Origin of the sequence: Pseudomonas synxantha BG33R, from assembly GCF_000263715.2 — a bacterium.
Lineage (GTDB): Bacteria > Pseudomonadota > Gammaproteobacteria > Pseudomonadales > Pseudomonadaceae > Aquipseudomonas > Aquipseudomonas synxantha_A.
In genome coordinates this window covers 5,550,422-5,574,248 of sequence record NZ_CM001514.1, presented here as the reverse complement: position 1 = coordinate 5,574,248, position 23,827 = coordinate 5,550,422, and the positions used below count along the sequence as shown (strand labels likewise).

The 23,827-nt window shown below is 58.9% G+C and carries 21 protein-coding genes and 2 pseudogenes; 7 read left to right on the top strand and 16 right to left on the bottom strand.

Features of this window, described 5'->3' with window-relative positions; all coding sequences use genetic code 11:
* The first annotated feature begins 3 nt into the window (after positions 1–3).
* The 5 genes from thiL (at position 4) to PSEBG33_RS03325 (ending at position 3,694) form a co-directional block, all read left to right on the top strand.
* A complete protein-coding gene (gene thiL, locus PSEBG33_RS03305) occupies positions 4–969 on the top strand; it encodes a thiamine-phosphate kinase (RefSeq protein WP_005791844.1) in 966 nt (321 codons plus the stop codon).
* Between the two features lie 54 nt (positions 970–1,023).
* The gene (locus tag PSEBG33_RS03310; protein ID WP_005791842.1) at positions 1,024–1,758 is read left to right on the top strand and encodes a substrate-binding periplasmic protein; all 735 of its coding nucleotides are present in this window, start codon (positions 1,024–1,026) and stop codon (positions 1,756–1,758) included.
* Positions 1,759–1,878: 120 nt separating this feature from the next.
* Positions 1,879–2,496: a GTP cyclohydrolase II gene (gene ribA, locus PSEBG33_RS03315; RefSeq protein WP_005791841.1), complete on the top strand. Its 618-nt coding sequence runs from the start codon at positions 1,879–1,881 to the stop codon at positions 2,494–2,496.
* Positions 2,493–2,912, top strand: coding sequence for a nuclear FMR1 interacting 1 family protein (locus PSEBG33_RS03320; protein ID WP_032803731.1), 420 nt, complete (start codon positions 2,493–2,495; stop codon positions 2,910–2,912). The genes ribA and PSEBG33_RS03320 overlap by 4 nt, the downstream gene beginning before the upstream one ends.
* Positions 2,909–3,694 carry a cobalamin-binding protein gene (locus PSEBG33_RS03325; protein WP_005791837.1) on the top strand — a complete coding sequence of 262 codons (786 nt, stop codon included), beginning with the start codon at positions 2,909–2,911 and terminating at the stop codon, positions 3,692–3,694. Before PSEBG33_RS03320 ends, PSEBG33_RS03325 begins: the two co-directional genes overlap by 4 nt.
* 90 nt (positions 3,695–3,784) lie before the next feature.
* Here the strand turns inward: PSEBG33_RS03325 and PSEBG33_RS03330 are convergent, their stop codons facing one another.
* The 9 genes and pseudogenes from PSEBG33_RS03330 to PSEBG33_RS03365 form a co-directional block, all read right to left on the bottom strand.
* Positions 3,785–5,659, bottom strand: coding sequence for a TonB-dependent receptor domain-containing protein (locus tag PSEBG33_RS03330; RefSeq protein WP_005791835.1), 1,875 nt, complete (start codon positions 5,657–5,659; stop codon positions 3,785–3,787).
* A 172-nt stretch (positions 5,660–5,831) separates the two neighbouring features.
* Positions 5,832–7,730 carry a 1-deoxy-D-xylulose-5-phosphate synthase gene (gene dxs / locus PSEBG33_RS03335; protein WP_005791833.1) on the bottom strand — a complete coding sequence of 633 codons (1,899 nt, stop codon included), beginning with the start codon at positions 7,728–7,730 and terminating at the stop codon, positions 5,832–5,834.
* Between the two features lie 110 nt (positions 7,731–7,840).
* Positions 7,841–8,728, bottom strand: a complete 888-nt coding sequence (ispA, locus tag PSEBG33_RS03340) for a (2E,6E)-farnesyl diphosphate synthase (protein WP_005791831.1) — start codon at positions 8,726–8,728, stop codon at positions 7,841–7,843.
* Entirely contained in the window at positions 8,725–8,967 is a 243-nt protein-coding gene (locus PSEBG33_RS03345) for an exodeoxyribonuclease VII small subunit (RefSeq protein WP_005791829.1), read from the bottom strand. Before PSEBG33_RS03345 ends, ispA begins: the two co-directional genes overlap by 4 nt.
* Before the next feature lie 75 nt (positions 8,968–9,042).
* Positions 9,043–9,146: pseudogene (locus PSEBG33_RS30225) on the bottom strand (hypothetical protein); the annotation flags it as partial.
* A 519-nt stretch (positions 9,147–9,665) separates the two neighbouring features.
* Positions 9,666–10,004: a hypothetical protein gene (locus PSEBG33_RS03350; RefSeq protein WP_005791827.1), complete on the bottom strand. Its 339-nt coding sequence runs from the start codon at positions 10,002–10,004 to the stop codon at positions 9,666–9,668.
* Positions 10,001–14,632 (bottom strand): RHS repeat-associated core domain-containing protein, encoded by a 4,632-nt coding sequence (locus PSEBG33_RS03355; protein WP_005791825.1) that lies wholly within the window; start codon positions 14,630–14,632, stop codon positions 10,001–10,003. The genes PSEBG33_RS03350 and PSEBG33_RS03355 overlap by 4 nt, the downstream gene beginning before the upstream one ends.
* A 135-nt stretch (positions 14,633–14,767) precedes the next feature.
* On the bottom strand, positions 14,768–15,148 hold the full coding sequence (locus PSEBG33_RS03360) for a MerR family transcriptional regulator (protein ID WP_087945265.1): 381 nt from the start codon (positions 15,146–15,148) through the stop codon (positions 14,768–14,770).
* Complete coding sequence (locus tag PSEBG33_RS03365) at positions 15,087–15,731, bottom strand: NAD(P)H-dependent oxidoreductase (protein ID WP_005791820.1); 645 nt, start codon at positions 15,729–15,731, stop codon at positions 15,087–15,089. Before PSEBG33_RS03365 ends, PSEBG33_RS03360 begins: the two co-directional genes overlap by 62 nt.
* Before the next feature lie 97 nt (positions 15,732–15,828).
* Here PSEBG33_RS03365 and PSEBG33_RS28090 point away from each other — a divergent pair.
* Positions 15,829–16,745, top strand: a pseudogene (locus PSEBG33_RS28090) (PDDEXK nuclease domain-containing protein); the annotation flags it as partial.
* A gap of 60 nt (positions 16,746–16,805) precedes the next feature.
* Here the strand turns inward: PSEBG33_RS28090 and ycaC are convergent.
* Entirely contained in the window at positions 16,806–17,438 is a 633-nt protein-coding gene (ycaC, locus tag PSEBG33_RS03375) for an isochorismate family cysteine hydrolase YcaC (RefSeq protein ID WP_003194533.1), read from the bottom strand.
* 500 nt (positions 17,439–17,938) lie between these two features.
* Here ycaC and PSEBG33_RS03380 point away from each other — a divergent pair, with 500 nt between their 5' ends.
* Entirely contained in the window at positions 17,939–18,175 is a 237-nt protein-coding gene (locus tag PSEBG33_RS03380; RefSeq protein WP_005791816.1) for a hypothetical protein, read from the top strand.
* Positions 18,176–18,238: 63 nt separating this feature from the next.
* On the opposite strand, the gene fic is transcribed toward PSEBG33_RS03380, so the two are convergent.
* The 6 genes from fic to PSEBG33_RS03410 form a co-directional block, all read right to left on the bottom strand.
* A complete protein-coding gene (fic, locus tag PSEBG33_RS03385) occupies positions 18,239–19,360 on the bottom strand; it encodes a protein adenylyltransferase Fic (RefSeq protein WP_005791814.1) in 1,122 nt (373 codons plus the stop codon).
* Between the two features lie 548 nt (positions 19,361–19,908).
* Complete coding sequence (locus PSEBG33_RS03390; protein WP_005791812.1) at positions 19,909–20,682, bottom strand: LexA family transcriptional regulator; 774 nt, start codon at positions 20,680–20,682, stop codon at positions 19,909–19,911.
* Between the two features lie 215 nt (positions 20,683–20,897).
* A complete protein-coding gene (gene ppa / locus PSEBG33_RS03395) occupies positions 20,898–21,425 on the bottom strand; it encodes an inorganic diphosphatase (protein WP_005791810.1) in 528 nt (175 codons plus the stop codon).
* A 109-nt stretch (positions 21,426–21,534) separates the two neighbouring features.
* Positions 21,535–22,350 carry a zinc-dependent peptidase gene (locus PSEBG33_RS03400; protein ID WP_005791808.1) on the bottom strand — a complete coding sequence of 272 codons (816 nt, stop codon included), beginning with the start codon at positions 22,348–22,350 and terminating at the stop codon, positions 21,535–21,537.
* 6 nt (positions 22,351–22,356) lie between these two features.
* A complete protein-coding gene (locus PSEBG33_RS03405; protein WP_003194521.1) occupies positions 22,357–23,013 on the bottom strand; it encodes a DedA family protein in 657 nt (218 codons plus the stop codon).
* 307 nt (positions 23,014–23,320) lie between these two features.
* Positions 23,321–23,779 (bottom strand): GNAT family N-acetyltransferase, encoded by a 459-nt coding sequence (locus PSEBG33_RS03410; protein WP_005791806.1) that lies wholly within the window; start codon positions 23,777–23,779, stop codon positions 23,321–23,323.
* Positions 23,780–23,827 lie beyond the last annotated feature (48 nt).

The window sequence follows — 23,827 nt, the reverse complement described above, 5'->3', positions numbered from 1 at the left end:
CGCATGGGCGAGTTCGAGCTGATCCGCAAGTACTTCGCCGCCGCGCCTTGTGCGCAAGGCGGCGATGGCATTGCCCTGGGGATCGGCGACGACTGTGCCTTGCTGGCGCTGCCCGCCGGAGAGCAACTGGCGGTCTCTACCGATACGCTGGTGGCCGGCGTGCATTTTGCCGACCCCTGTGACCCGTACCTGCTCGGCCAGCGCTCGCTGGCCGTGGCGGTGAGCGACCTGGCCGCCATGGGCGCCAACCCCCTCGCGTTTACCCTTGCCCTGACCACGCCGACCGTTGATGCCGATTGGCTGCAATGCTATGCCCAAGGCCTGAACGCCATGGCGCAACGTTGCGGCGTGGGCTTGGTGGGCGGCGATACCACCCGAGGGCCACTGAGCCTGACCCTGACCGTATTTGGCCGCGTACCGGCCGGGCAGGCGTTGACGCGCAGTGGTGCGCAGCCGGGTGACCTGCTGTGTGTGGGCGGCGAACTGGGCAATGCCGCTGGCGCTTTGCCATTGGTCCTGGGCCAACGCACGGCGGATGCGGCAGTCGCCGAGCCGCTGCTGGCACATTACTGGTCGCCGCAACCGCAGTTGGCCCTGGGGCTGGCGTTGCGGGGCAAGGCGAGCGCGGCCATGGATATCTCCGACGGGCTGCTGGCCGATTGTGGGCATATCGCCAAGGCTTCGGCGGTCAGCCTGGTGATTGAACGTCACAGGTTGCCGTTATCTACCGCCTTGCTGACATTCGTCGGCGAGGATCAGGCCCGCGTCGCGGCGGTGAGCGGGGGCGATGACTATGTGCTGGCGTTTACCTTGCCGGTATCCGCGTTGGCGCCTTTGCGAGCGGGCGGCTGGCCGATTCACGTGATCGGTCGGGTTGAAGCGGGGCAGGGCGTGACTCTGCTCGATGCCCATGGTCAGGACATCACGCCAGCCGTGCGCGGCTATCAGCATTTTCGCGAGACGCCGTAGCCAGCGTCCTGCGCTACCCTTTATCTGATGATTACCACGTAGGAAGCCGTCACTATGGTCGTGCGCTGCTGGCTGCTGATCGCTCTGTGTGCCTTTACCTCTGTACTTCAGGCGGATGAGGCGTCGGTGCCCGGCAAGGTCATGCTGGCCAGCGAAGAGTGGAACGACTACACCAATAAAGATGGCAGCGGCCTGGCCTGGGACGTGGTGCGCCAGATCTTCGAGCCGGTAGGCATCACCCTGCAGACCCGCAGCGAGCCCTACACCCGCTCGGTCGGCCTGGCCCAGCGTGGCGAGGTGGATGGATGCGTCGGCACCTATCGCAATGAAGTCAGCGGAGTGTTGTACCCCCGCTGGAACTTCGACGCCGACCACGTTTATGCCCTTGGGCTCGCCACTGCGCCTACGCCGACACAGGCGACGCTGGGCGACTACCGCCTGGCCTGGGTGCGTGGCTACAAGTACGAGCAATACCTGCCCAATGTGCGCCGCTTCAACCAGATCGAACGGCGCGACGGTATCCTGCCGATGCTGCAATACGGTCGCGCCGATTTCTATATCGATGCCCTCACTGAAGCCAAGTATGTACTCAGCCAGGCGCAAGACCCGGCGCTGTTCAAACTTACGCATATCGCCGAGTTGCCGCTCTACATAGCCTTTGCCGATACCGAGCGCGGCAGGGCGTTGATGGCGGTGTATGACCAGCGTTTGGCCGCCCTGGTCAAGACCGGCGAGCTCAAAGCGACTTTTGCGCGCTGGAAACAGCCGTATCCGTTTCCGGGCCCATAGAACTGACGCGAAGGCCAATCGAACCTATTGATCTTTATCAGCGATAATTCAGCTTAAGCGTCTGTAGGAACCTGCTGTTACAATGGCCGCCTCTGTGAAATCTGAAATCAGGAGCACACGGTGCCCGTCGTTTTCGTCGCCGCTTCCAAGCTGCCTACCCCTTTTGCCACGTTCACCATGAACGGCTTTCTTGAAGAAGCCACCGGGCGCGAACACGTTGTGCTCAGCCTCGGCGACATCACGGATGGCGCGCCGGTGCTGGGGCGCGTGCATTCCGAGTGCCTGACCGGCGATGCGCTGTTCAGCCAGCGCTGTGACTGCGGCTCGCAACTGGAAGCCGCTTTGCAAGCCATCGCCCGTGAAGGCCGTGGCGTGCTGCTGTACTTGCGTCAGGAAGGCCGTGGCATTGGTTTGTTGAACAAGATCCGCGCCTACGAACTGCAAGATGGCGGCGCCGACACCGTGGAAGCCAACGAGCGCCTGGGCTTTGCCGCCGACCAGCGCGACTACGCCATCTGTCTGCCGATGCTTGAGCACCTGGGGGTCAAATCCCTGCGCCTGATGACCAACAACCCGCGCAAGGTCAAAGCCTTGACCGAGATGGGCATCACCGTGGCCGAGCGCGTGCCGCTGCACACCGGGCACAATCCGCACAACAAGCTCTACCTGGCGACCAAAGCCAGCAAGCTCGACCATATGATGGGCAACGAGCACCAGGGCGAGGTCGACCGCGCGTGACTCGCGGCCAGGTGAAACGGCGGTTGTCCTTCAACTGGTGGCAGTACCTGGCGTTGGCATTGCTGCCCCTGTTCGTGATCAATCTGCTGTTTGGCCGGGCTGAACCCCTGCTGCCCGTGCTGGCCATGCCGTTCTTTATTGCCGGGGTGGCCTCGATGTTTCTCAGCCTGCGTTATTTTCACGGCTATAAACATGCGCTGATCGCCACTTCCAAAGCCCTCGATACCCCTGAAGAACCCGCTGCCTGGATCACCCTCGCGGCTCGTCGCCGCACGGCCTTGCTGGTGGCTGCGTTACCGGCCTGGATCGGTGCGCTCGCGGTGTTCGTCGGCCTGGAAGCGGTGCCCCTGTTTCTCTTGGCCCTGTCGACGCTGGTGCTGTTTTACCTCTATCGCATCCCGCGTCAGTTGGGATGAAGCGCTACTGGCTGGCGCTGCTGCTGGTGGTCAGTACGCCGGTGTGGTCGGTCGAACGTGTCGTCAGCCTGGCGCCGTCGCTGTCTGAAATCGTCGTTGAACTGGGTGCTGCTGACCTATTGGCAGGCGTGCTTGATGGTGGTGAGCGGCCAACGGCACTGGCAACGGTTGCGTCGGTCGGGCATTACGGCCAACTGGATATGGAGCGTCTGCTCAGCCTGAAGCCCGACCTGATCCTGCTGTGGCCCGGCAGCGTCGGCCCGGCCCAGCGTGAGCAGCTTCAGCGGTTGAATATCCCGGTGTATGTCGCCGAGCCCCATAGCCTTGAGCAACTGACTACTCAGGTCCAGGCCATTGCCGAGCAATTGGGCCGAGCTGAGGCAGGGCGCCAGCTCGCTGCACAACTACGCCAGCGCTTGGCCGAGTTGCGCCAGCGCTACCAGCGAACCGAGCCGTTGCGGGTGTTTTACCAAGTGTGGAACCAACCGCTGTACACCGTGGGTGGTGGGCAGATCATCAGCGATGCGCTCAGTGTGTGTGGCGCGCGCAATGTGTTTGATGATCTGAAGTTGCCGGCGCCGCAGGTCAATATCGAGTCGGTGCTGGCGCGTGATCCCGAGGTGATCCTGGTGGGTGATCAAGCTCAGAGAGATGCGTGGAAGGCATGGCCGATGATGTCTTCGCGGGTGCGATTAGTGCCGGACAAGGGCCTGGAGCGGCCCAGCGGGCAGATGTTGGAGGCGGTGGGGCGGTTGTGTCAGGTTTTATCACCTAACCTGTGAAACCGCTATCGCAGGCAAGCCAGCTCCCACAGGGGAATGCATTTCAATTGTGGGAGCTGGCTTGCCTGCGATGACGTCGGTGCAGGCCCCTCAGAACTCAGGCGTCCATGTCAGCCCAACCATCCACACCCGACCTTCTTCACGATAATTCTGAGCCTCGCCGAGGTAGCTGTACTTCGCCCGTGCATAAGACTTGTCCAGCACGTTATCCACCTTCAGCGACAACGATACCTCCCGGTTCAGCGCCCAACTGCTGCGTAGCCCCAACAAGGCATACCCGCCCAAACGGTTGCGATTGGCTTCATCGTCGTAGCTGCTGCTGATCGCCTGCCAGCTCGCGCCAACGCCCAGCTTGTCGAACTGCCGATCCAGATCCAGGTTCAATGTACGCCGAGCGCGACGTGCCAGGGTGTGGCCGCTGTCACGGTCACGCGGGTCGATAAGCGACAGGCCAAGGTTGCCCTGCCAGCCAAACACTTCCTGCTTGAGCGCCGCTTCAAAGCCGTTGATCCGCGCCGATGCCACGTTTTGCGGCTTGCCGGCGTCAAGGATGATCGCGTCGCTCAGGTCGGTACGATACAGCGAGGCTTCCAGGCGTGTGCTGTCGGTCAGTTGGCTGCGCCATTGCAGCTCGTAGCTCTTTGATGTTTCGGGCTGCAGATTGGGGTTGCTGTACTGCGTGTCGGGGTAATAGAGGTCGTTGAAGGTCGGCGCGCGGAAGCCTTCGCTGTAGCTCAAGAGTAGGTCGTTGTCAGGGTTGACCGGTACGGTCAGGGTGCCGCTCCAGCTATTCTGGCCGCCGAACTGCTGGTTCTGGTCGCGACGCAGCCCAAGCTCGGTAGAAAACCACTCGCTGTGGAAGCGGTGCTGCACAAAAGCGGCGCGGTTCCAGCGGCTGTTTTCGGTAAAGGTGGTGGAGCCGTGGAAGCGGTCTTCATACCAGTCGCCACCGATGATCAGGTTGTTCTGCTCATTCAGGGTCAGGTCGTTCTGCCAGTTGACCGAGTCGCGGTAGGTATTGAACGCGCTGAAATCATCACTGAGCGTATCGCGCTTGGTGTCACGGTTTTCGCTGTGGCCCAACTCCAGGCGCGACTGCCAGGTCTCATTGAGCTTGGCATCGACATAACCGCTGGCGCTGCTGACGGTGTAGTCGGTGTAAGGTTTCTGACCAACGCTTTGCTCGGTGACGCTGTCGTAGCGGCCAAAGCTATTGTCATATTCCGACTTGCCCCGGTTATCCAGCAGATTGAAACCTACCTCCAGCTCATCGCTGAACGAATGGCGGAGGTTCAGGCTGATGGACTGGTTGCGGTAGGCGTCATGGTCGCCGTCACTGGGGAACGATGCGTGGCTCGCGTTGATACCTGCGGTTTCATCCAGGCTTGCGCCCAGGTTGAAGCGCGTATGTTCATCGCCGCCCGACAAGCCCAGGCTACGTTCCCAAGTCTGGTTACTGCCAAACCCGAGCTTCAAGCGCGGCTGCAAGCCTTGCTCGGCATTGCGCCGGGTAAATACCTGGATCACGCCGCCAATGGCATCGCTGCCGTAGATCACCGAACGGGAGCCGCGCAGCACTTCCACCCGTTCAATTTGGTCGACGTTGAGGTATTGCAAGCCGCTGTCGCCTGAGGTGGTATTGGCGATGCGCTGACCGTCAACCAGCACCAGGCTCTGGGCAGACTTTGTGCCTCGAATGAAGATCCCCGGCAAACTGCCACGCCCACCGGTCGGCGCAACCTGCACACCGGGCACGCGGCTGAGCAGGTCGGTGACGCTGGTGGGTTGCAGGCGGTCGATGTCGGCGCGGGTGAAGACGGTGTTGGCAGCGCTGCTGTCGTTACGCGCCTGCACTTGGCGGTTGGCGCTGATGATCACATCGGAGAGCTTCAAGGCCTGGTCGCGGGTGTCGGCGAGCAGATCGGCGGCGGGTAAAAGCAGCAGGGCGAGGCACAGGCGTTTCATGGGCTGTCCATAGCGATTTTGAAGGTGATACAAGTTAAATGTGGGAGGGGCGGTGCGACGATTCGACTTGCTCCCGATTACAGTGTGTCAGTCAGAACATCTGGTACTGATACACCGCTATCGGGAGCAAGCCGAATCGTCGCACCGCCCCTCCCACATTTAGTCCCGGTTTCTACAGGGCCAGAAGCGCCAAACGCTCGCGCACCGAAGCCTCGATGCCGGCCTCGTCCAAGCCACACTCAGCCAGCATCTGCGCCGGCTTGGCGTGCTCGACGTACACATCCGGCAAGCCCAGGTGCAGCACCGATTTGAGGATGTTCTCCCGCGCCAGGAACTCGCTGACTGCCGCACCGGCGCCGCCCATGATGGCGTTCTCTTCGACGGTCACCAACAACTCATGGCTGGCGGCGATTTCGCGTACCAGCGCTTCATCCAACGGTTTGACGAAACGCATGTCCACCACTGTGGCATCAAGCTTTTCAGCCACTTTCAGCGCTTCGGCCAGTTGTACGCCAAACACCAGGAATGCAGTTTTGCTGCCTTGGCGACGCACGACGCCTTTGCCGATCTCAATCGGCTCCAGGTCTTTCTCGATCACGGCATTCGGGCCATTGCCCCGGGGATACCGCACAGCGGCCGGGCCGTTGTACAGGTGGCCGGTGCTGAGCATCTTGCGCAGTTCGTTTTCGTCGCTGGGCGTCATCACCAGTATGCCGGGGATGCAGCGCAGGTAGGACAGGTCGAAGCTGCCAGCATGGGTCGGGCCGTCTTCGCCCACCAGGCCGGCGCGGTCGATGGCGAACAGCACGTCGAGGTTCTGCACCGCCACATCGTGAACCAACTGGTCATAACCGCGTTGCAGGAAGGTGGAGTAGATCGCCACCACCGGCTTGGCGCCTTCGCAGGCCATGCCGGCGGCGAAGGTGACAGCGTGCTGCTCGGCAATCGCCACGTCGAAGTAACGCAACGGGAAACGCTCGCTGAACGCCACCAGGTCGGAGCCTTCCTTCATCGCCGGGGTGATGCCTACCAAGCGTGGGTCGGCAGCCGCCATGTCGCACAGCCATTCGCCAAACACACCGGAATACTTCGGCCCGCTAGCCTTTTTCGGCGCGGCTGCGGGCGCGTCCAGGGGTTCGAGCTTGGTGATCGCGTGGTAACCAATCGGGTCGACTTCAGCCGGGGCAAAGCCTTTGCCCTTTTTGGTGACGATATGCAGGAACTGCGGGCCCTTGAGGTCGCGCATGTTGCGCAAGGTGGCGATCAGGGTCGGCAGGTCGTGGCCATCGATAGGGCCGATGTAGTTCCAGCCCAGCTCTTCGAACAGGGTGCCGGGCACCAGCATGCCCTTGGCGTATTCTTCGGTGCGACGGGCGATTTCCCACGCTCCAGGCAGACGCGACAGCACTTTCTTGCTGCCTTCGCGCATGCTGGCGTAGGTGCGGCTGGAGAGGATTTTCGCCAGGTAATTGGACAGGCCACCGACATTGCGCGAGATCGACATGTCGTTGTCGTTGAGGATCACCAACATGTTGGCATCCACTTCCGGCGCATGGTTGAGCGCTTCGAAGGCCATGCCGGCAGTCAGCGCGCCATCCCCGATCACGGCAATCGCCTTGCGATCGCTGTTTTGCAGACGGGCGGCAATCGCCATGCCCAACGCTGCACTGATGGACGTGCTGGAGTGGCCGACGCCAAAGGTGTCGTACTCGCTCTCGGAACGGCGCGGGAAGGCGGCCAGGCCGTCCTTCTGGCGCAGGCTGCCCATGCGCTCGCGACGGCCGGTGAGGATTTTATGCGGATATGCCTGATGGCCCACGTCCCACACCAGCCGGTCGTCCGGGGTGTCGAACACGTAATGCAGGGCGATGGTCAGCTCGATCACGCCCAGCCCGGCGCCGAAATGCCCACCGGTCTGGCCGACCGTATAGAGCAATTCCAGGCGCAATTCATCGGCCAGGGTTTCCAGCTCGGCTTCACCCAGTCGACGCAGGCCGTCCGGCGTGGCAGCGCGGTCGAGCAGGGGCGTGGACGGGCGTTTGCGGGGAATCTCTTGAAACGTCGTGGGCATCAGGCGAATCGTTATAGGTATAGAAGAGGCGGCAGTTTACCTCAAGCCGTGCAAACTGCCCACGCAGGGCGCCGAACTTGGCCGATATGCGGCGCAAATGGCCGCGGCTGTCAGTGGCGGCGCTCGACGATATACCGCGCCAGGTCACGCAATGGCTCGGCTGCCGCGTCGAAAGGTCGCAGGGCATCCAGGGCCTGGTCACGCAACTCAATGGCGTATGCCTTGGCGGCTTCCAGCCCCAGCAGAGCCGGATACGTCGGCTTGTCCCGTGCAATATCGGCGCCTTGGCGTTTGCCGAGGGTGGCGGTATCGCTTTCCACGTCGAGAATATCGTCCTGCACCTGGAAGGCCAGGCCGATCGCGCGGGAATAAGTCTGCAGGGCCGCCAGTTGCTCGGCGTCGGCGCGGCCGCTGGCCAGGGCGCCCAGGTGCACGGCGGCTTCGATCAACGCGCCGGTCTTGTGGCGATGCATGTATTCAAGGGCTTCTTGATCCAGCTTGAGGCTGACCGAACCCATGTCGATGGCTTGGCCGCCGACCATTCCGGCCGGGCCAGCAGCGTGGGCCAGGGCAGTAACCATGCGCAGGCGGATCTCGGCGTTGACGCTGCTTAGTGCCGGGTCCAGCAACGCGCTGAACGCCAGGCTCTGCAAGCCATCCCCGGACAGGATCGCGTAAGCCTCATCGAAGGCTTTGTGGGTCGTGGGCTGGCCGCGACGCAGATCGTCGTCATCCATCGCCGGCAGGTCGTCGTGTACCAGGGAGTAAGCGTGGATCAACTCCACCGCACACGCTGCGCCATTGGCCTCGGCCGCCGGCGCGCCCAGGGCTTCGCAGGCCGCATAGGCCAGCAACGGGCGCACCCGCTTGCCGCCATTCATCACGCTATAGCGCATGGCTTCATAGAGGCGCGTCAATTCCGGGCTTGGTGCAACAAACAAGGGCTCCAGCGCCGCATTCACCCGGGCTTGGCTACTGGCCTGATACGCGCTGATCATTCCGGCTGTTCCGCATCGAAAGGCTCTTGCGCCAACTCCCCGTCGCGCTCCAGCAGCACCTGGACCTTCTGCTCCGCCTGCGCCAACGCGCTCTGACAGTCGCGGGTCAGGCCAATGCCTTGCTCAAATGCCGTCAACGAGTCTTCCAGCGACAACTCGCCGTTCTCCAGACGCTCGACCAGGGTTTGCAGGTCGGCGAGGGATTGTTCGAAATCGAGTGCAACTTTTTTGCGGGCCATGGCGGCAATTCCGGTAGACGGTAAACCGGCGCGACACTAGCAGACATGGGGGATTGGGGCAAATGAGTGGGGCTGTTACTGCCGGGCGGAATTGATCTGATAACGCGTGCTGCGGCCGCCTCCGGGGAGGCGTGTCAGGCAGTTTTTTTCCAGTAGTCGGCCAGGTGGCGTGTTGTTGATTCATAAGGAGAAGCCTGGGGGCGTGTGAGCCGAATAGAGAGAGTATTCGGCTCATTTTGTGAGCTGATTGTGCTTTGTATTCGGCTCATCGTCGAGGCGCTACTGGGCCACAGAGTGCGTTCTCAGGGGCGCGTTTGATATTCAACGGAAGCTGACGTCGATTCTGTCGACTTTTAGTTTTATGAAGCGCTCGTTACATTCAGGATGGTCGTAGTGAATGTCCTCATCGTTTAATGAGACGAAGCTGTGAAATTGTGTGTTGCGTAGGTTTCCATAAAGTAGGTAAGCGTATCCGGAATTTGTCTTTTCAATCAGTGGTGTTCTCGGTTCAACCCTTTCAATCTCGTAATCGTCAGATAGATTCATTGTCAGCTCGACGTCATACGTCTTTCCGACTTCTATCTCATGTGGGGAATAGCTGACGAAGCAATTAATGATGACTCCCTCGATGAGCAGTATTACGTCCTCTTCTATATGGATGCTGGTTTCTATAACTCGTGCTTTCTTTAATTTCACGTCTAGTGCCTAGAAGTAGAAAAAACACCGGTTTTTCTATCGATAGCTAGCTGGGTTAAATGGATTATTTTTTCTAATAGTTCGGGGTTTTCAGGCAAGGAATTTTTTTTTAAAATTCTTAGCATTTCGGTGAGCTCTTCGGAAGTGTTAATGTGTTCGTCCTCATAGTCATCGATGATCTTTTTTAAAGAATCATTGATCTCCTCGTATATTCCCGATTTCAAGAGTTGTTGGTGCTCTATGCTTGTGAGGAGCACACGCTCCATCTGGTCGTTTGGGCACGCATTTAGGTCTAGCAAAAACATGGCTTCGCCAGTCAATGGCGTGCAAATCAATTTCATCGAGAATTTCCTTTTTTAAAATGTGTGACTTCATTGTATTCGCTTTGTGTTCTTCCCATCTGTTTGCCAGAAGAGGAGGTTTTGTTGTTGGGGATTGCTCCGGCTAAACTAAGATAACGCCTGGATCCCGGCAAGGACGGGTCGTGAATTCTAAAGTAATTACCATTAAGGTCCTCCACTATTTCAATCCCGCTCTGAGGGTTTTTGTATATTTTCTTTCCTTTATCTGTAGTTATTACTATCGGGTCAGGCCCAGCAAATTTAACGATATTTTCGTTCAGGTCAGCGGTCTGCCAATTGGCCGAGTACCGGGCTGCTCGCTGTGCTCCTCCTGCTTTTGGTAGCTCTGGTTGACCCTCATTAACTCGAACTGCCTGGGCTGATTCACGCGCTTCAATCTCGGGCTTACAGCCATCTTCACCGGGGCATGCATTTAGACCTAGTGGATCCACCCATCCCGTCGGATTGGGTACATACCGGTACCCATTGATCCCACCCGCCAACTTCACCGGATCCGGCGTGAGGTAACGACCAATGTCCGGATTGTAGTAGCGATGGCGGTTGTAGTGCAGCCCGCTTTCTTGGTCGAAATACTGTCCTTGGAAACGCAGCGGATTGTCGATTTTGCCCACGTCGAGGCGGGCGATCTGGCCGTAGGCGCGGCAATGGGCGGACCAGACGATTTCGCCCTCGGGGCTGGTCAGTTCCTGCGGTGTGCCGAGGTGGTCGAGTTGGTAGTGGTAGGGCTTGGTGTCCTTTGGACCATAGCCTTCCAGCAGCGCCAATGGGCGGAAGCTGTCCGGTTCGTAGATGTAGCTGCGATGACAGTCCGCATGGTGTTCGGCAATCAGCTTGTCGCCTTGCCAGAAAAACTCCGTGGTTTTGTCATCTACGGTTTTGCTGATGCGCCGCCCAAACGGGTCATAGCGATAACTGGCGGTTTCGCCGTTCGGTTTTGTGACGCCGATCAGTCGATGCAGGCAGTCGTAGCGGTATTCGGTGACGAGTTGATGACCCTTGCCTCGCCGTTCGCGGATCAGGTTGCCGAAGGCGTCGTAGTCATAGTGGCGGTCGCCCTGGATCACCAGGCGGTTGGCCGCGACAATGTCTGGGCCAGGGCGGTCTTGCATCAGCAAGTTTCCCGCCGGGTTATGGCCGAAGCGTTCCTGCACGTCCTGCGAATGATCGGCGCGGGTCAGGCGGTTAAGCGGGTCGTAGCGATAGTCGTGCTGGCCCTTGCGGGTGTCGAGCAGGCGGGTGAGGGTGCCGCTTTTGTCGTAGTCGTATTGGCGTTGGTAGAGGTAGTTTTGCTGCTGCGTAACGGCGTGGGCGTGCAGGCGGTTTTGGTCGTCGTAGTGGTAATGGCTGAGCAGTTGACCTTGTTGGCGTTGGTGTTCGCGGCCGCTCTTGAATAAGTGCGAGGTGAGCACCTCACCATTGAGCTCGACCGTAGCGAGATGGCCTCCCTTGTCATGGTTGAAGGTGAGGCGGTTGTTGTCGGGCAGGCGCAGTTTTTGTAGTTGGCCGCAGGCGTCGTAGCCGTAGCGCAAGGTGCCCCAGCCTTGGTGTTCGGCGGTGAGGCGGTTTTGTTTGTCGTACTCGTAGGCCAACGCCCAGTGACCGTCTTCGACGCTGAGGAGGTTGCCCTGGCGGTCGTAGGCATAGTCGACAACGCTGGCATCGGGCAGGGTTTTTCGGACGAGGCGACCGGCGTGGTCGCGCTCGTAGCGGGTCACTAGCTGACTGCCATCGTCGCCGTATTCGGTCTTTTCCTGCAGGTTGCCGTTGAGGTCGTAGACGTAGGCGGTGCGTTGGCCGTCGAAGCCGATTTCCCGCTGGATCAGGCCGTTGGGGTGGTAGTCGAGTTGGTAGGTTTCGCCGACTTCGTTTTCGATTTCGGTCAGCAGTAGCCTGGCGTTGTCGTAGCGGTACTTGACCTGGGTGCCGTCGGCGTTGATGCGGCGGCTGATCAGGTGCAGGCCATTGGCATATTCGTAGCGGGTGACGTGGCCGAGCTCATCGCGCTCGGCGATGATTTTCCCGTAGGGGTTGTAGCTGAACTCTCGTGTGGCGCCGCCTGGCAAGACGAGGCGAATCAACCTACCGACGCTGTCCCATTCATAAACGGTCTGGGCGCCGTGTTCATCCTCACGGGCAATCTGGCGCCCTAAATCGTCATAGCGATAACGCTTGATCCCGCCATTGGGCAATTGCTCTTCCAGCAACTGCCCACGCTCATTCCACACCAGCCGATGGCAACTGTGATCCGGGTACCAAACCCCAGTCAGTTGCCCGTGTTTGTTATAGCTGTAGTCAGTCGCGCTGCCATCCGGATCAATCTTGCGGATGACGTCACCCTGGTCATTGCGCTCATATTTCCAAACCGCCTCACCGCGCCTTACAACCCTTAAGAAGCCGTTGTCATGCTCGTAAGACGTCGGCTCATCATCCCCCGGAAACAACGCCACCAAGCGCCCAGCTTCGTCGTACTGATAAGCCGTCACCGCGCCCAGCGGGTCCTGCTCGACGGTCAGCCGGCCTTTGTCGTCATAGGATTTGAAATGCTCGGCGCCGTCCGGATCGATCCGCTGCACCAACCGCGCCCGGTCGTCGTGGACATAGACTTCCTGGCTGCCATCGGCGTTATGCACGGTGACACGGCCGTCATCCCCCCAGGCATAGCGCGTGTCCATCTGCGAAAAGCTCGCCCAGTGCCGGACGCAACGCGCCGCCTTGCCGGAGCCTTCCCACGCCCAAAAGAAACTCGCCCCACCGGCCAGCTGCCGCTCAAGAATGACGTGCTGATCGTCGTACCGATAACGCTCGCTTTCACCGACGGCATTGGTCGCGCAAACCAGTCGTCCCGCTTCGTCATAGGCGTAGGAAACAACGTTCTGCTCGGTTTCCCAGACGTAAGGTGCACGCCCTGTGGCGCGATGAACCTGGTAGTCCACCGCCACGATTCGATCCAGCTCATAACGCAGCAGCAGCGAGCGGCCAGCACCGTTATCCAGCCGCTCAATCCGCCCGGAACGATCACGGCAAATGCGTAGACGGTTGTCATACGCATCGCTGATCGAAACCAGTGCACCGTCGCGAAAGTGATAGAACCGCGACGCCTGGGCCAGTACCAGCTCATCAGGCGTCGAGCCCAAGTAGATCGCCGCTTCCGCCAGGCTGTTGGTAATCGCGGGTCGAGCAGAAGTCGGCAAGGGCAGGGTGGTCGAGCGGTTCTCATGGTCGGTCCACACCACCGAATCGCCCGACACACAAAGCCTGTGCGCCAGTGCATGACTCCAGCCAAACCCCAACCCGCAATCCACATCCACCGCACTGGTGCGATACAGCCGGGTCCACTCAAACGGCAAAACCCCGTCCAGCGCGCCGTCGGTGAGGGTGAGTAATTCTTCCCCGGTGACCATCGACACCGGGCAGCCGTTGGTGACCGTCTTGTCCGCTGGCGCCGCCGCATCTCCCTTCGGATTCGACGCCATGACCGGCACATCATCCACACGCTCTTTCTGCGTCAGCACCGCGTTCTGCCGCGCCCGCCAGCGCATCTGCATCGTGCCTTGTTTCACCCAGCCGACCACACCGCGAACCGCCACCGCTTTATAACGGTCGACCGCTTGCATGAACTTGGTGAGAATTGCCAGAACCCCCTTCACGAAGCCCACGGCAGCCTTAAGAATTTGTGCGCCATGCTTCACCAGGCGAACGCTCAAATACGCCACGCCCGCTGCCGGCAACGCTATGGTCAACACCGCGCCAATCACCAGGTCAATCAGCAACGACACCATAAAACCTGCGGCCGCTTGCGCGACTTCACGGGGCGGTAACGCGTCCAGCCAGATCATGGCGGTGCGCAGTAACAGGTACAGCGCCGCCTCGTCACTGGCGAGCAACATCGCCTGTTCCATGACCTTGGGCGCATCGGTGGCGATCTGCGCCAACTTGGCCGCCTCGCTACCCAGTTGCTCGACGTACTTCAGCGGATCTTCGAGAATCGCCTGCACCAGCTTGATGCTGTCCCACACATCCGTGATCGCCGCCCAACTGCCCGCCAGCACGCCGCTGCCAATCGCGCTGGCAGTAGAGCGTTCCCAGTGGGGTTTGAAGTCTTTCCACTGTGACCGAAGCCACTGTTCCAAGTCCGCCGTCAGCCCTGCATAGGAGGCAAACAAGGCCTCCACTTGCTGCGCTGAAACACCGCCCTGAACCCGTACCTGATAGCGCCCGCCAGCGGCGCAGTAGTGCGAGCCCTTGCCGTGCTCATCGAGCATCACCCGCGTGTAGCTGCCGTCATCCAGGCCGATCACCTCAACCGGGATGTCGCCAATCGGCACGTCATACGCTGATTCGAATTTGCTCTCGATCTCCAGCACGCCACCCACCGGGCAACGGGCCACGGTGGAGAAATCTGCATCGGTAATGCTCACCGAACGCTGCGAATCCCCAACCCGCAACACTCGGTCCATGCCCAGCAACGACGGCATATCCGCTGCATGGCTGACCGAATCCAGCGCGCGCGAATACCAGGCGTCCATTTGCTGGCGGTACTCCACCAGGCTCTGATGGAAGCCATCCAGCTCATGTTCGATAGCGGCAATGTGGGCAGCGTGGGTCATCCATGACGTCTCGACAGAAGGCAAGGCGTCGGAGTCTGCCGCAGCGAAAAGCGGCTGGATGAACGGTTTGGAAAATCAGATTGCCCTTACACGGGGCTCGCAAAAGTCAGCGGCAACTCATGCGTAAGGGCTACTTCAAATGGCGACACTACTGATTGACGAGCAGTGCCCTTGGGCGTCTTTCAGTTGGGTTTCAAACTCAATCAAGCCCGCCTGCATCCGTTGCAACACGGCGATTTGCGCGGCCAGCGCGTGCTTCTTGTTGGTGATGGCTTGGTCCGCCCTGTCCCAGGGAAAGGCGTCACCGTCGTACCCCAGCAAAATCTCCTGCAACTCCTTGAGTTTGAACCCGAGCTGCTGGGCGCATTTGATAAAGGTCAGTCGCTCTACGCTCTGCGCCGTATAAACGCGGTAGCCGCCAAGGCGTTGCGGCTCGGGCATCAATCCAATCGCCTCATAGTGACGAATCGCCTTGATGGTCGTGCCGGACAACTGCGCGGCTTTGCCTATGTACATGAAAATTCCCTTTCTCAAATAATGCGCCGGCCTGTTTCAGCCACCGGGACCGCTGCGTCAACGTAGAGCCCAGCACGGGGCCAAACAGCAGCGTCTTGCTCGGCGTGATGCCGCACAGCGCCAGCGTGGTGCGACGCATCTGGTGGATGGCCGGCATGCGGTAGACCCAGCGGTAATACCACGCCGGCGTGTCCAGGGTCACTAACAAGTGCGCGCTTCGGCCCTTGAGTAGCTTGTCAGGGAATGCCTTGCCTGCGCGGTATTTGAAGGCGAAGCCGGGTAGGAAAACTCGGTCGATAAAGCCTTTCATCAGTGCCGGGATACCACCCCACCAAACAGGGAAAACCCATGTGAGGTGCTCGGCCCAAAGGATGTCGGCTTGGGCGCTGAGCAAGTCGGGTTCCAGTGTTTGAGCCTGGGTATAACCGTGGTGAAGAGTCGGGTCGAATGTGAGGTTACCCAGGTGCAGGATGCGTACTTCGTGACCTGCCGTTTTCGCAGCGTGGATATAGGTCTGCGCCATGGCTGAACAAAAACTATCGGTGGACGGATGGCCGAGAATGACCAGGATGCGCTGACTCATGCTGAAGGCTCCTGAAATGGGCGTTCAGGGTAGGGGGTGCCGTATAGGGGAGAGTCAAGGGCCACAGCCAGTGCCAGCAGGACCTTTCTGCAAGGTACGCGAACTGGTGCTGCTCTACTGGCAGATCGGTCGCGATATTTTGACCCGTCAGAACGATCAAGGCTGGGGTAGCAAAGTGATCGATCGCCTTGCGCAGGATCTGCGGGCGGCCTTTCCAGACATCGAGGGTTTTTCGCCGCGCAATCTGAAGTACATGCGTGCTTTTGCCGAGGCGGGGCCAGAAGCGGAATTTGTGCAACAAGCTGCTGCACAATTGCCCTGGGGTCACAACCTAGTGTTGCTCGATAAGCTTCCGGGTCCAGAAACACGTCGTTGGTACATTCTCCAGGCCGTTAAACACAGCTGGTCGCGCAACACGCTGATGATGCACATTGAAAACCGCCTGCTGGAACGCAGTGGCAAGGCCGTCAGCAACTTTGAAAGCCATCTGCCCAAAGCCCAATCCGATCTGGCGCGTGAAACCCTCAAGGACCCTTACCGCTTTGACTTCCTCAGCCTGGGCCTGAACGCGCAAGAGCGTGATATTGAAAACGCCCTGATCAAGCATGTCACCGACTTCTTATTGGAATTGGGCGCAGGCTTTGCCTTCGTAGGCCGGCAAGTGCTGTTGAATGTGGGCGGTGACGAATTCTTCGTCGACCTGCTGTTCTATCACTTGAAGCTGCGTTGCTACGTGGTGATCGAACTCAAGGCTGGCAAGTTCAAGCCCAAACACTTGGGCAAACTGAGCTTCTACCTCGCAGCTGTGGATGCCGAGATAAAGCACCCACAGGATGGCCCGACGATTGGTCTGTTGTTGTGCAAAGGTAAAATGAGGTGGTGGCTGAATATGCACTGCGCGATAACAACCGACCTATCGGCGTGGCGGAATATCAATTGGTGGAATCTTTGCCCGCAGAATTGCAAACCAGTTTGCCGAGTATTGAGCAGATCGAACGGGAGTTGGCGGGCTAGGGGCGGGCAAGCAACGGAAAAAGCCTGCTTTTCAGGGCAGGCTTATCACGCTGGGTTTGCTTATTTCTGATGAGCTGTCAGCGCCGCGTAACCGTTCATCAAGTTGCGATAGTTGGGAATCCGCTGGGACAACAGGTTACCCAGGCCTTCGATATCGTTGCGCCAGTCGCGGTGCAGCTCACACGCCACCGAGAACCAGTTCATCAACTGCGCACCGGCCTGCGTCATCCGGCTCCACGCCGCCTGCTGCACCGTGGTGTTGAACGTGCCGGACGCATCCGTCACCACAAACACCTCAAAGCCTTCTGCCAGCGCCGACAAGGTCGGGAACGCCACGCACACATCCGTCACCACACCGGCAATGATGATCTGCTTGCGCCCGGTGGCCTTGATCGCCTTGACGAAGTCTTCGTTGTCCCAGGCGTTGATCTGGCCTGGGCGGGCGATGTACGGCGCATCCGGGAACATTTCCTTCAACTCTGGCACCAGCGGGCCATTGGGGCCTTGCTCGAAGCTGGTGGTGAGGATGGTCGGCAGGTTGAAGAACTTGGCCAGGTCAGCCAGGGCGAGCACGTTGTTCTTGAACTCGTTGGGGGAGAAGTCCTGCACTAGGGAGATCAGGCCGGTCTGGTGGTCTACCAGCAGAACAATGGCGTCGTCTTTGTTCAAGCGGTTGTAGGTGGGAGCGCTCATGGTTGAATCCTTTTTGTTTAGGTTGGTTGGGCGTTGCGTTCAACATGGGCACAGATTAATGGGTGGGTGGCGGGGGATAAATCGGGTGGGACGAGTCTTACTGTCAACTTAAAGGAGACAGCGAGCGAACGATTGGGGGCGCCGTACTAATGCGCATAACGCGAATGAATTGCCTGATTTTGAGTAGCCAGCAGGTACGATCCCTTTCATTTGCAGGACGTTTCCGAGAGAATCCCAACCGCTTGCGCCAGTGGAATTGGGTGACTAGGCTGCTGACCGTCACTGCTAATTCAGTGATCGGGTTTAGTCGCCCGGATTCGATTGGCGCATAAGCAACTCATGAGTCAGGCACTCTTTCGCCTGCATCTTATGGTGGCTGTGCGCAGGGCACCTTCGGGTGCGCCGGGTTCCAATCGACCGGTCGACTAACCTGCGTACAGCTGCCACCTTTCGTTTAGTCGCGTAAATGGCAGCTTCAAATTATCGATTGGAGTCTTGCTATGGATAACGTTGTTTCGGATTTGCCGTCGTCAGGCGCGACCAACCCATTCACGGTCAATGAAGAACTGAGCTTCGAGGATGCCTGGGTGCAGGTGGCTGAGTTGCTGCATTGTGCGCTGGCTACGTCGCAGGTGATCGGTGAGTCAGTGGCTGCGCCGCAGAGAGCGGTGATGCATTTGGTGGAGATGGCGAAGATGGTGGCGGATCGGGCTGTGGAGTGTTTGCAGCCTAGGTGATATGACGTCGCCTGTTCGTTTTTATCGTCCAGGCGACTTATTCACGATTTCCTTAATCTCGGCTCAGAAATACGGCTTGAATTCGTTGCCGTCGCGAATCAGCAACTGCATCAGCTTTGGATGAATGAACAGTTTTTCCTTTCCGACCTGAACCTCTTGCAGAACATCAATGGAGACCAGCTCTTTGAGGTAGCGAGAAGCAGCCTGGCGCTGGGCGATCTGCTTGTCGACGACGTTGCTAATACGGCAATAGGGCTGCTCAAAAATCACGTCCACCAATTCGCGTGAGTAGGTTTTCGGCAGACGCTCGCGAACAAATTGGCTGGTGTGTTCGGACAGGCTGCGAATGGCGGCAATTTTGGCACTGGTCCAGCGAGCGGTTTCTTCCACGGCAGTAAGCATGTACAGCAGCCAGGGCTCCCAGGCCTGTTCGCGTGTGACATCAAGCAGTAGTCGATAGTAATCGGCTCTATGCGCAATGATGAAATGGCTAAGGTAGAGAATCGGTAGATTCAACAGACCTTCCTGGATCAGATACAGGGTGTTTAGCACGCGCCCGGTACGACCATTGCCGTCTGTGAATGGATGAATAGCCTCGAACTGATAGTGCCCGACAGCCATGCGAACCAGCGGGTCGAGGTCTGTCTCGTTGTGTAGAAAACGTTCCCAGTTGGCGAGCAAGTCGCGTAAGCGATCTTCGCCCTCTGGTGGGGTATAGATGATTTCTCCGGTTCGATCATTGGCTAGCTGGACGCCTGGTACTCGACGGATGTCCATGTCTACACCCTTGAGCGTTCGACAGATCTCTACTGCTGTGCCGGTAGAGAGTGGACGTTCAGCCAGCGACTGGAAACCGTTATGTAGAGCCTTGCGGTACCGGAGGGCTTCTTTGGTCGCGGGATCTGCATGATTGGCGCCATCCTGGGCATGCTGAAAGAGTAAATCTGTAGTAGTGACAATACTTTCGATCTCGGAGCTGTCCTTGGCTTCCAGCAGCGGGATCGTATTGATCAGCATCGTTTGGTTAGGAATCAGCTCGGCTGCTTGTTTCAATTCGGCCAAGGCTGCTCGAGCTTCGATGCAGCGTTTGAGGACTGCTCGGGTTTCCAGTTCTGCCTTTGGCGGCAAGGGTGGAAGCTGGTTATAGGGTCTATCCGCCTGCCAAGGCCGCTGGGGGTTAGTCATGGGCGCACGCTCACTAGGACGTCCAATTAAAGGTGAGGCCGCTTTTATAAGCGCCCTTGTCATGTCGCTAGTGTAAGCCCGCGTGCATAACGTGTCGTTATTTTTGTATTTTTGCGACATGTTTCATCCTCGTGTCGCTGTTGGCGACATGTTGGATATCGATCAGGTTGCTGATTATTTGGGTGAAGCAATGAAGAAGGGGTAATACACCTAAATTGCGTCGAGTCATTTTGATATTGCTGGAGCCCACTGGCCTTTGAATGGCTGCCTATTGCACCAGAGACATGTTCAGGGAGCGCAGAGTGGATCTTTAAGGCTACGTGATTGATGTTTAAGGAGGGGCATTAAAAAGCCGGCTTGTGGCCGGCTTCTCGGGGACTGCCTCAGCTTGTTTTTGACAAACCTCACCAGCCTTCAAATCGCTCAGCCCACATGGCGTCGGGCTGAATAGTAGGGGCATCCGCGGGAACTCCTCCGCATCGCCTGACAGGGCAGATAGCTAAGCCATCCCCCTGCCAAATGTGCGGCGCATTCTACCCACATTCCCCTCAGTTGCCCACCTCCGGTTCCGATTTAGAGCCTTCCCAGCCCAGCAGGTGCTCATCCAGCGGCACGGGCGGGCGGCGGTTGTTAAGGGTGGACCACCAGAATACCCAGCCGACAACCTTGAAGCTTTGTTCGAAGCGTTCTTCGTGGTTGAGGTATTCGTCCGGGTGTTCGGCGGCGTTGTGGCTGCGCAGGCGCAAACCACCGCCAGGTCGGTTGTAGAGGTATTTGATGCGCAGCATCCCGTCGTGCTCTACCGCATAAATTTCGCCGTCGATGATTTGGGTGCGGCCTCGGTCGATGGCAAGGGTGGCGCCTTGTTGGATGATGTCGGTCATGCTGTTGTCGACCATGTAAGCGCCTACCGCGCGGTCGGGATGGACGTTGAGGGTTTGCAGGCTGTGCCGGGAGACGCGGATGCGTTCGCTTGAGGTGAATGTGGGGTGGAGGGGGATCTCCACGTCGGTTGTTTCCGGACGGCAGGCGGGGCCTGTGAGGTATTTGCCGGTGTCTTCGCGGGTGGGCAGTAGTTTCCTTGTGTCGGGGCCTTCCAGCAGGTAGTTGGCGGGCGGGTGTTTGGGGCCTCGGCCGTCGCTTAACCAGCGACTTGAGACGCACAGCAGTTCTGCTATCTCGTTGAGTCGGCCCATGGGAACGCCGCGTTTGAACCAGTTGTTCACGTGTTGAGGCGTGACGCCGCGGTTCTTGGCGAAGTCGGAGGCGGAAAGATTAACTTCCCGGAGTAGCGCTTTTAAACGATCACCTGATGTATTCATAAACGCAGAGTTTACTGGCGGGAAAAACTAATCAAATAAACCATGCGTTGAATTGCATATGTAGGATTTGGCTTAGTTGTGGCTCGATCTTTCAGGTGTGCAACTTAGATAAACAGCGCAAAATAAACATTGAACTTGATGTTTAATTTTGCCCATAAAAAAGCCCCGAACTAACGGGGCTTTTTTATTTGCCGAAGCAAAATCAGGCGCGGGTATCAGCCTTTGTAGGCGGCAACCGACTTCATGATCTCGGCGCGGGCGGCTTCTGCGTTGCCCCAACCGTCGATCTTCACCCATTTGCCTTTTTCGAGGTCTTTGTAGTTCTCGAAGAAGTGCTTGATCTGTTCCAGCAGCAGTGGCGGCAGGTCGGTGTATTCCTTCACGTCCACGTACAGCTGGGACAGCTTGTCGTGTGGCACTGCGATGACTTTGGCATCGCCGCCGCCGTCGTCGGTCATGTTCAGGATGCCGACTGGACGTGCGCGGATAACCGAGCCTGGGGTAACCGGGTAAGGGGTCACGACCAGCACGTCGAGGGGGTCGCCGTCGTCAGCCAGGGTGTTGGGGATGAAACCGTAGTTGGCCGGGTAGAACATCGGGGTGGCCATGAAACGGTCAACGAACAGGCAGTCGCTGTCTTTGTCGATTTCGTATTTGATCGGCGCGTGGTTGGCCGGAATTTCGATGGCGACGTAGATGTCGTTCGGCAGGTCTTTGCCAGCCGGAATCTTGCTGTAGCTCATTGGGCGTTGCCCCCGTTAGTTGGCCATATGACATGGCCGGATTGGCCTAAAAGTGGCGGCGATTATAGGCATATTCTGACGCCGATGCCATGCGCCAAGCGTCGTACGGTCATTCGCCTTGCGGCTGATAACGTGGGTCGCCGGCTTGCAGTTGGGTCAGGCGCGCCAGTGGGTCCTGGCGGTAGAAGCGGCTGAGTTGGGCGTACACCTGTGGATAACGGTTGACCAGTAAATCCGGTGCGCTGAAAAAGTACTCGCTGGTGACGGCAAAGAATTCAGCTGGGTTTTCCGCCGCGTAAGGGTCGATCTCGGTGTCGGCCTCCGGGTTGGCGTCCAGTTGGCGATTGAGGTCGTCGAAGGCGCTTTGCATCACGCTGGCCCATTCCTGCACGCGCATGTCGTGGTGCAGCGGTGGCAGGCCGTTGGCGTCGCCGTTGAGCATGTCGAGCTTGTGCGCCAATTCATGGATGACCAGGTTGTAGCCTTCCCATTGGCCACTGGCGAGCACCCCAGGCCAGGCGAGGATCACCGGGCCTTGTTGCCAGGCTTCGCCGCTGTGTTCGCCGTCCCACTCGTGCTCCACGCCGCTGGCATCGCGATGGCGCTGCGGGCTGAGGAAGTCGTCGGGGTACAGCACGATTTCATGAAAGCCCTGATACCAGTCGAGGTCGCCCAGGTTCATCAGCGGCAATTGCGCCTGCGCGGCGAGCAGCAGGCGTTGTTCCTGGTGCAGGTCGACGCCGGGCAGGGCGGTGAGGTGTTTTTCGGCGAGGAAGATCACGCAGGCTTCGCGCAGCCACTGGTCTTGCTCGGCGCTGATGCCGTCGAGGAAGGTCAGGTGGTGGCGCACCCGTTGCCAGGTGTCATCGGCAATCGGGTGCTTGGCCAGCAGGCGCCGGCGACGCCAGGCGCTTAGGGACCACATGGGCAATCAGTGTGGGTTGGCTTCGGAGGACGTGCGGCCAAAGCGGCTGCGCACCACGCCAATGATCATCGGCACCAGGGACAGCAGGATGATGAACACCACCAGCAGCGACAGGTTTTTCTTGATGAAGGGCACGTTGCCGAAGAAGTAGCCCAGGGTCACCAGGCCACCGACCCAGAGGATGGTGCCGAGTACGCTGAACCCGAAGAAGCGCGGGTAGGGCATTTTGGCCACGCCGGCGACGAACGGCGCGAAAGTACGCAGGATCGGCAGAAAGCGCGCCAGGGTCACGGTCTTGCCACCGTGCTTGTCGTAGAAGTCGTGGGTCTTTTGCAGGTAGTCGCGGCGGAAGATCTTCGAGTTGGGGTTGCTGAACAAGCGTTCGCCAGCGGTTCGTCCTATGACGTAGTTGGTGCTGTCGCCGAGGATCGCCGCCAGCATCAGCAGGCCGGCCAGCAGCACTGGGTCCATACCGCCGCCAGCCGCTACGGCGCCAGCGATAAACAGCAACGAATCACCCGGCAGGAATGGCATGACCACCAGGCCGGTCTCGCAAAAAATCACCAGGAACAGAATGGCGTAGATCCACGGACCGTAGTTGGTTACCAGCATGTCGAGGTAAACGTCGAGATGCAGGATAAGGTCAAGCGGGTTGAAATCCATGGATGGCACCTGTGTGAATGGCCCGGCTCAGCGGGCCAGTGCGGGGACGACGGGTAATAAGGCTACAAGTGTATGTCGTGGTTCTTACAACCTTGAGAGGTCCGCATTATACGGATTGAATGGTGAAAAGCGTGTGGCTTTTGTAGCGGGGAGTGTCGTGAAAGTGTGAAGCGGTTGGCTTGGTTTTTTGTGGGAGGGGGCTTGCTCCCGATTGCGGTGGGTCAGGGACAAATTCGTTAACTGACACCCCGCCATCGGGAGCAAGCCCCCTCCCACAAGAGATCTACAGTGTTTGGGGGATTGGGGGTCAGTCTTCGTTGATCGGTAGCACGTAGTTCTTGAACTCGGTGTCTTCACGAAAGCCTATGGACTCATAGGTCTTCTGCGCCACTTCATTGTCGCTGCTGGTGGATACCCGCAATCGTACGGCCTGGGTTTCCTTGGCCATCTTCTTGGCCGTGCGCATCAGGTTGTCGGCCACCAGTTGCCGGCGGGCATCCTCGGCTACATAGATGTCATTGAGGATCCACACCCGTTTCAGCGACAACGAGGAAAAGCTCGGATACAGCTGGCAAAAGCCCAGCAGTCGCTTGTCATCATCATCGGCCAGGGCCAGGTAGATCACCGATTCCTTGCGTCGCAGGCGCTTTTCGAGGAAGGCCCGGGATGAATCCGGGAATGGCAGGGCCCCGTAAAACTCGCGGTATTTGACGAACAACGGGGTCAACAGGTCCAGGTGTTCCAGGGTCGCTTGAGTAATCCGCATGCCAGGCCTCAACTTCCAAATGGGGTATGACCACGCGAGCGGCCGTGA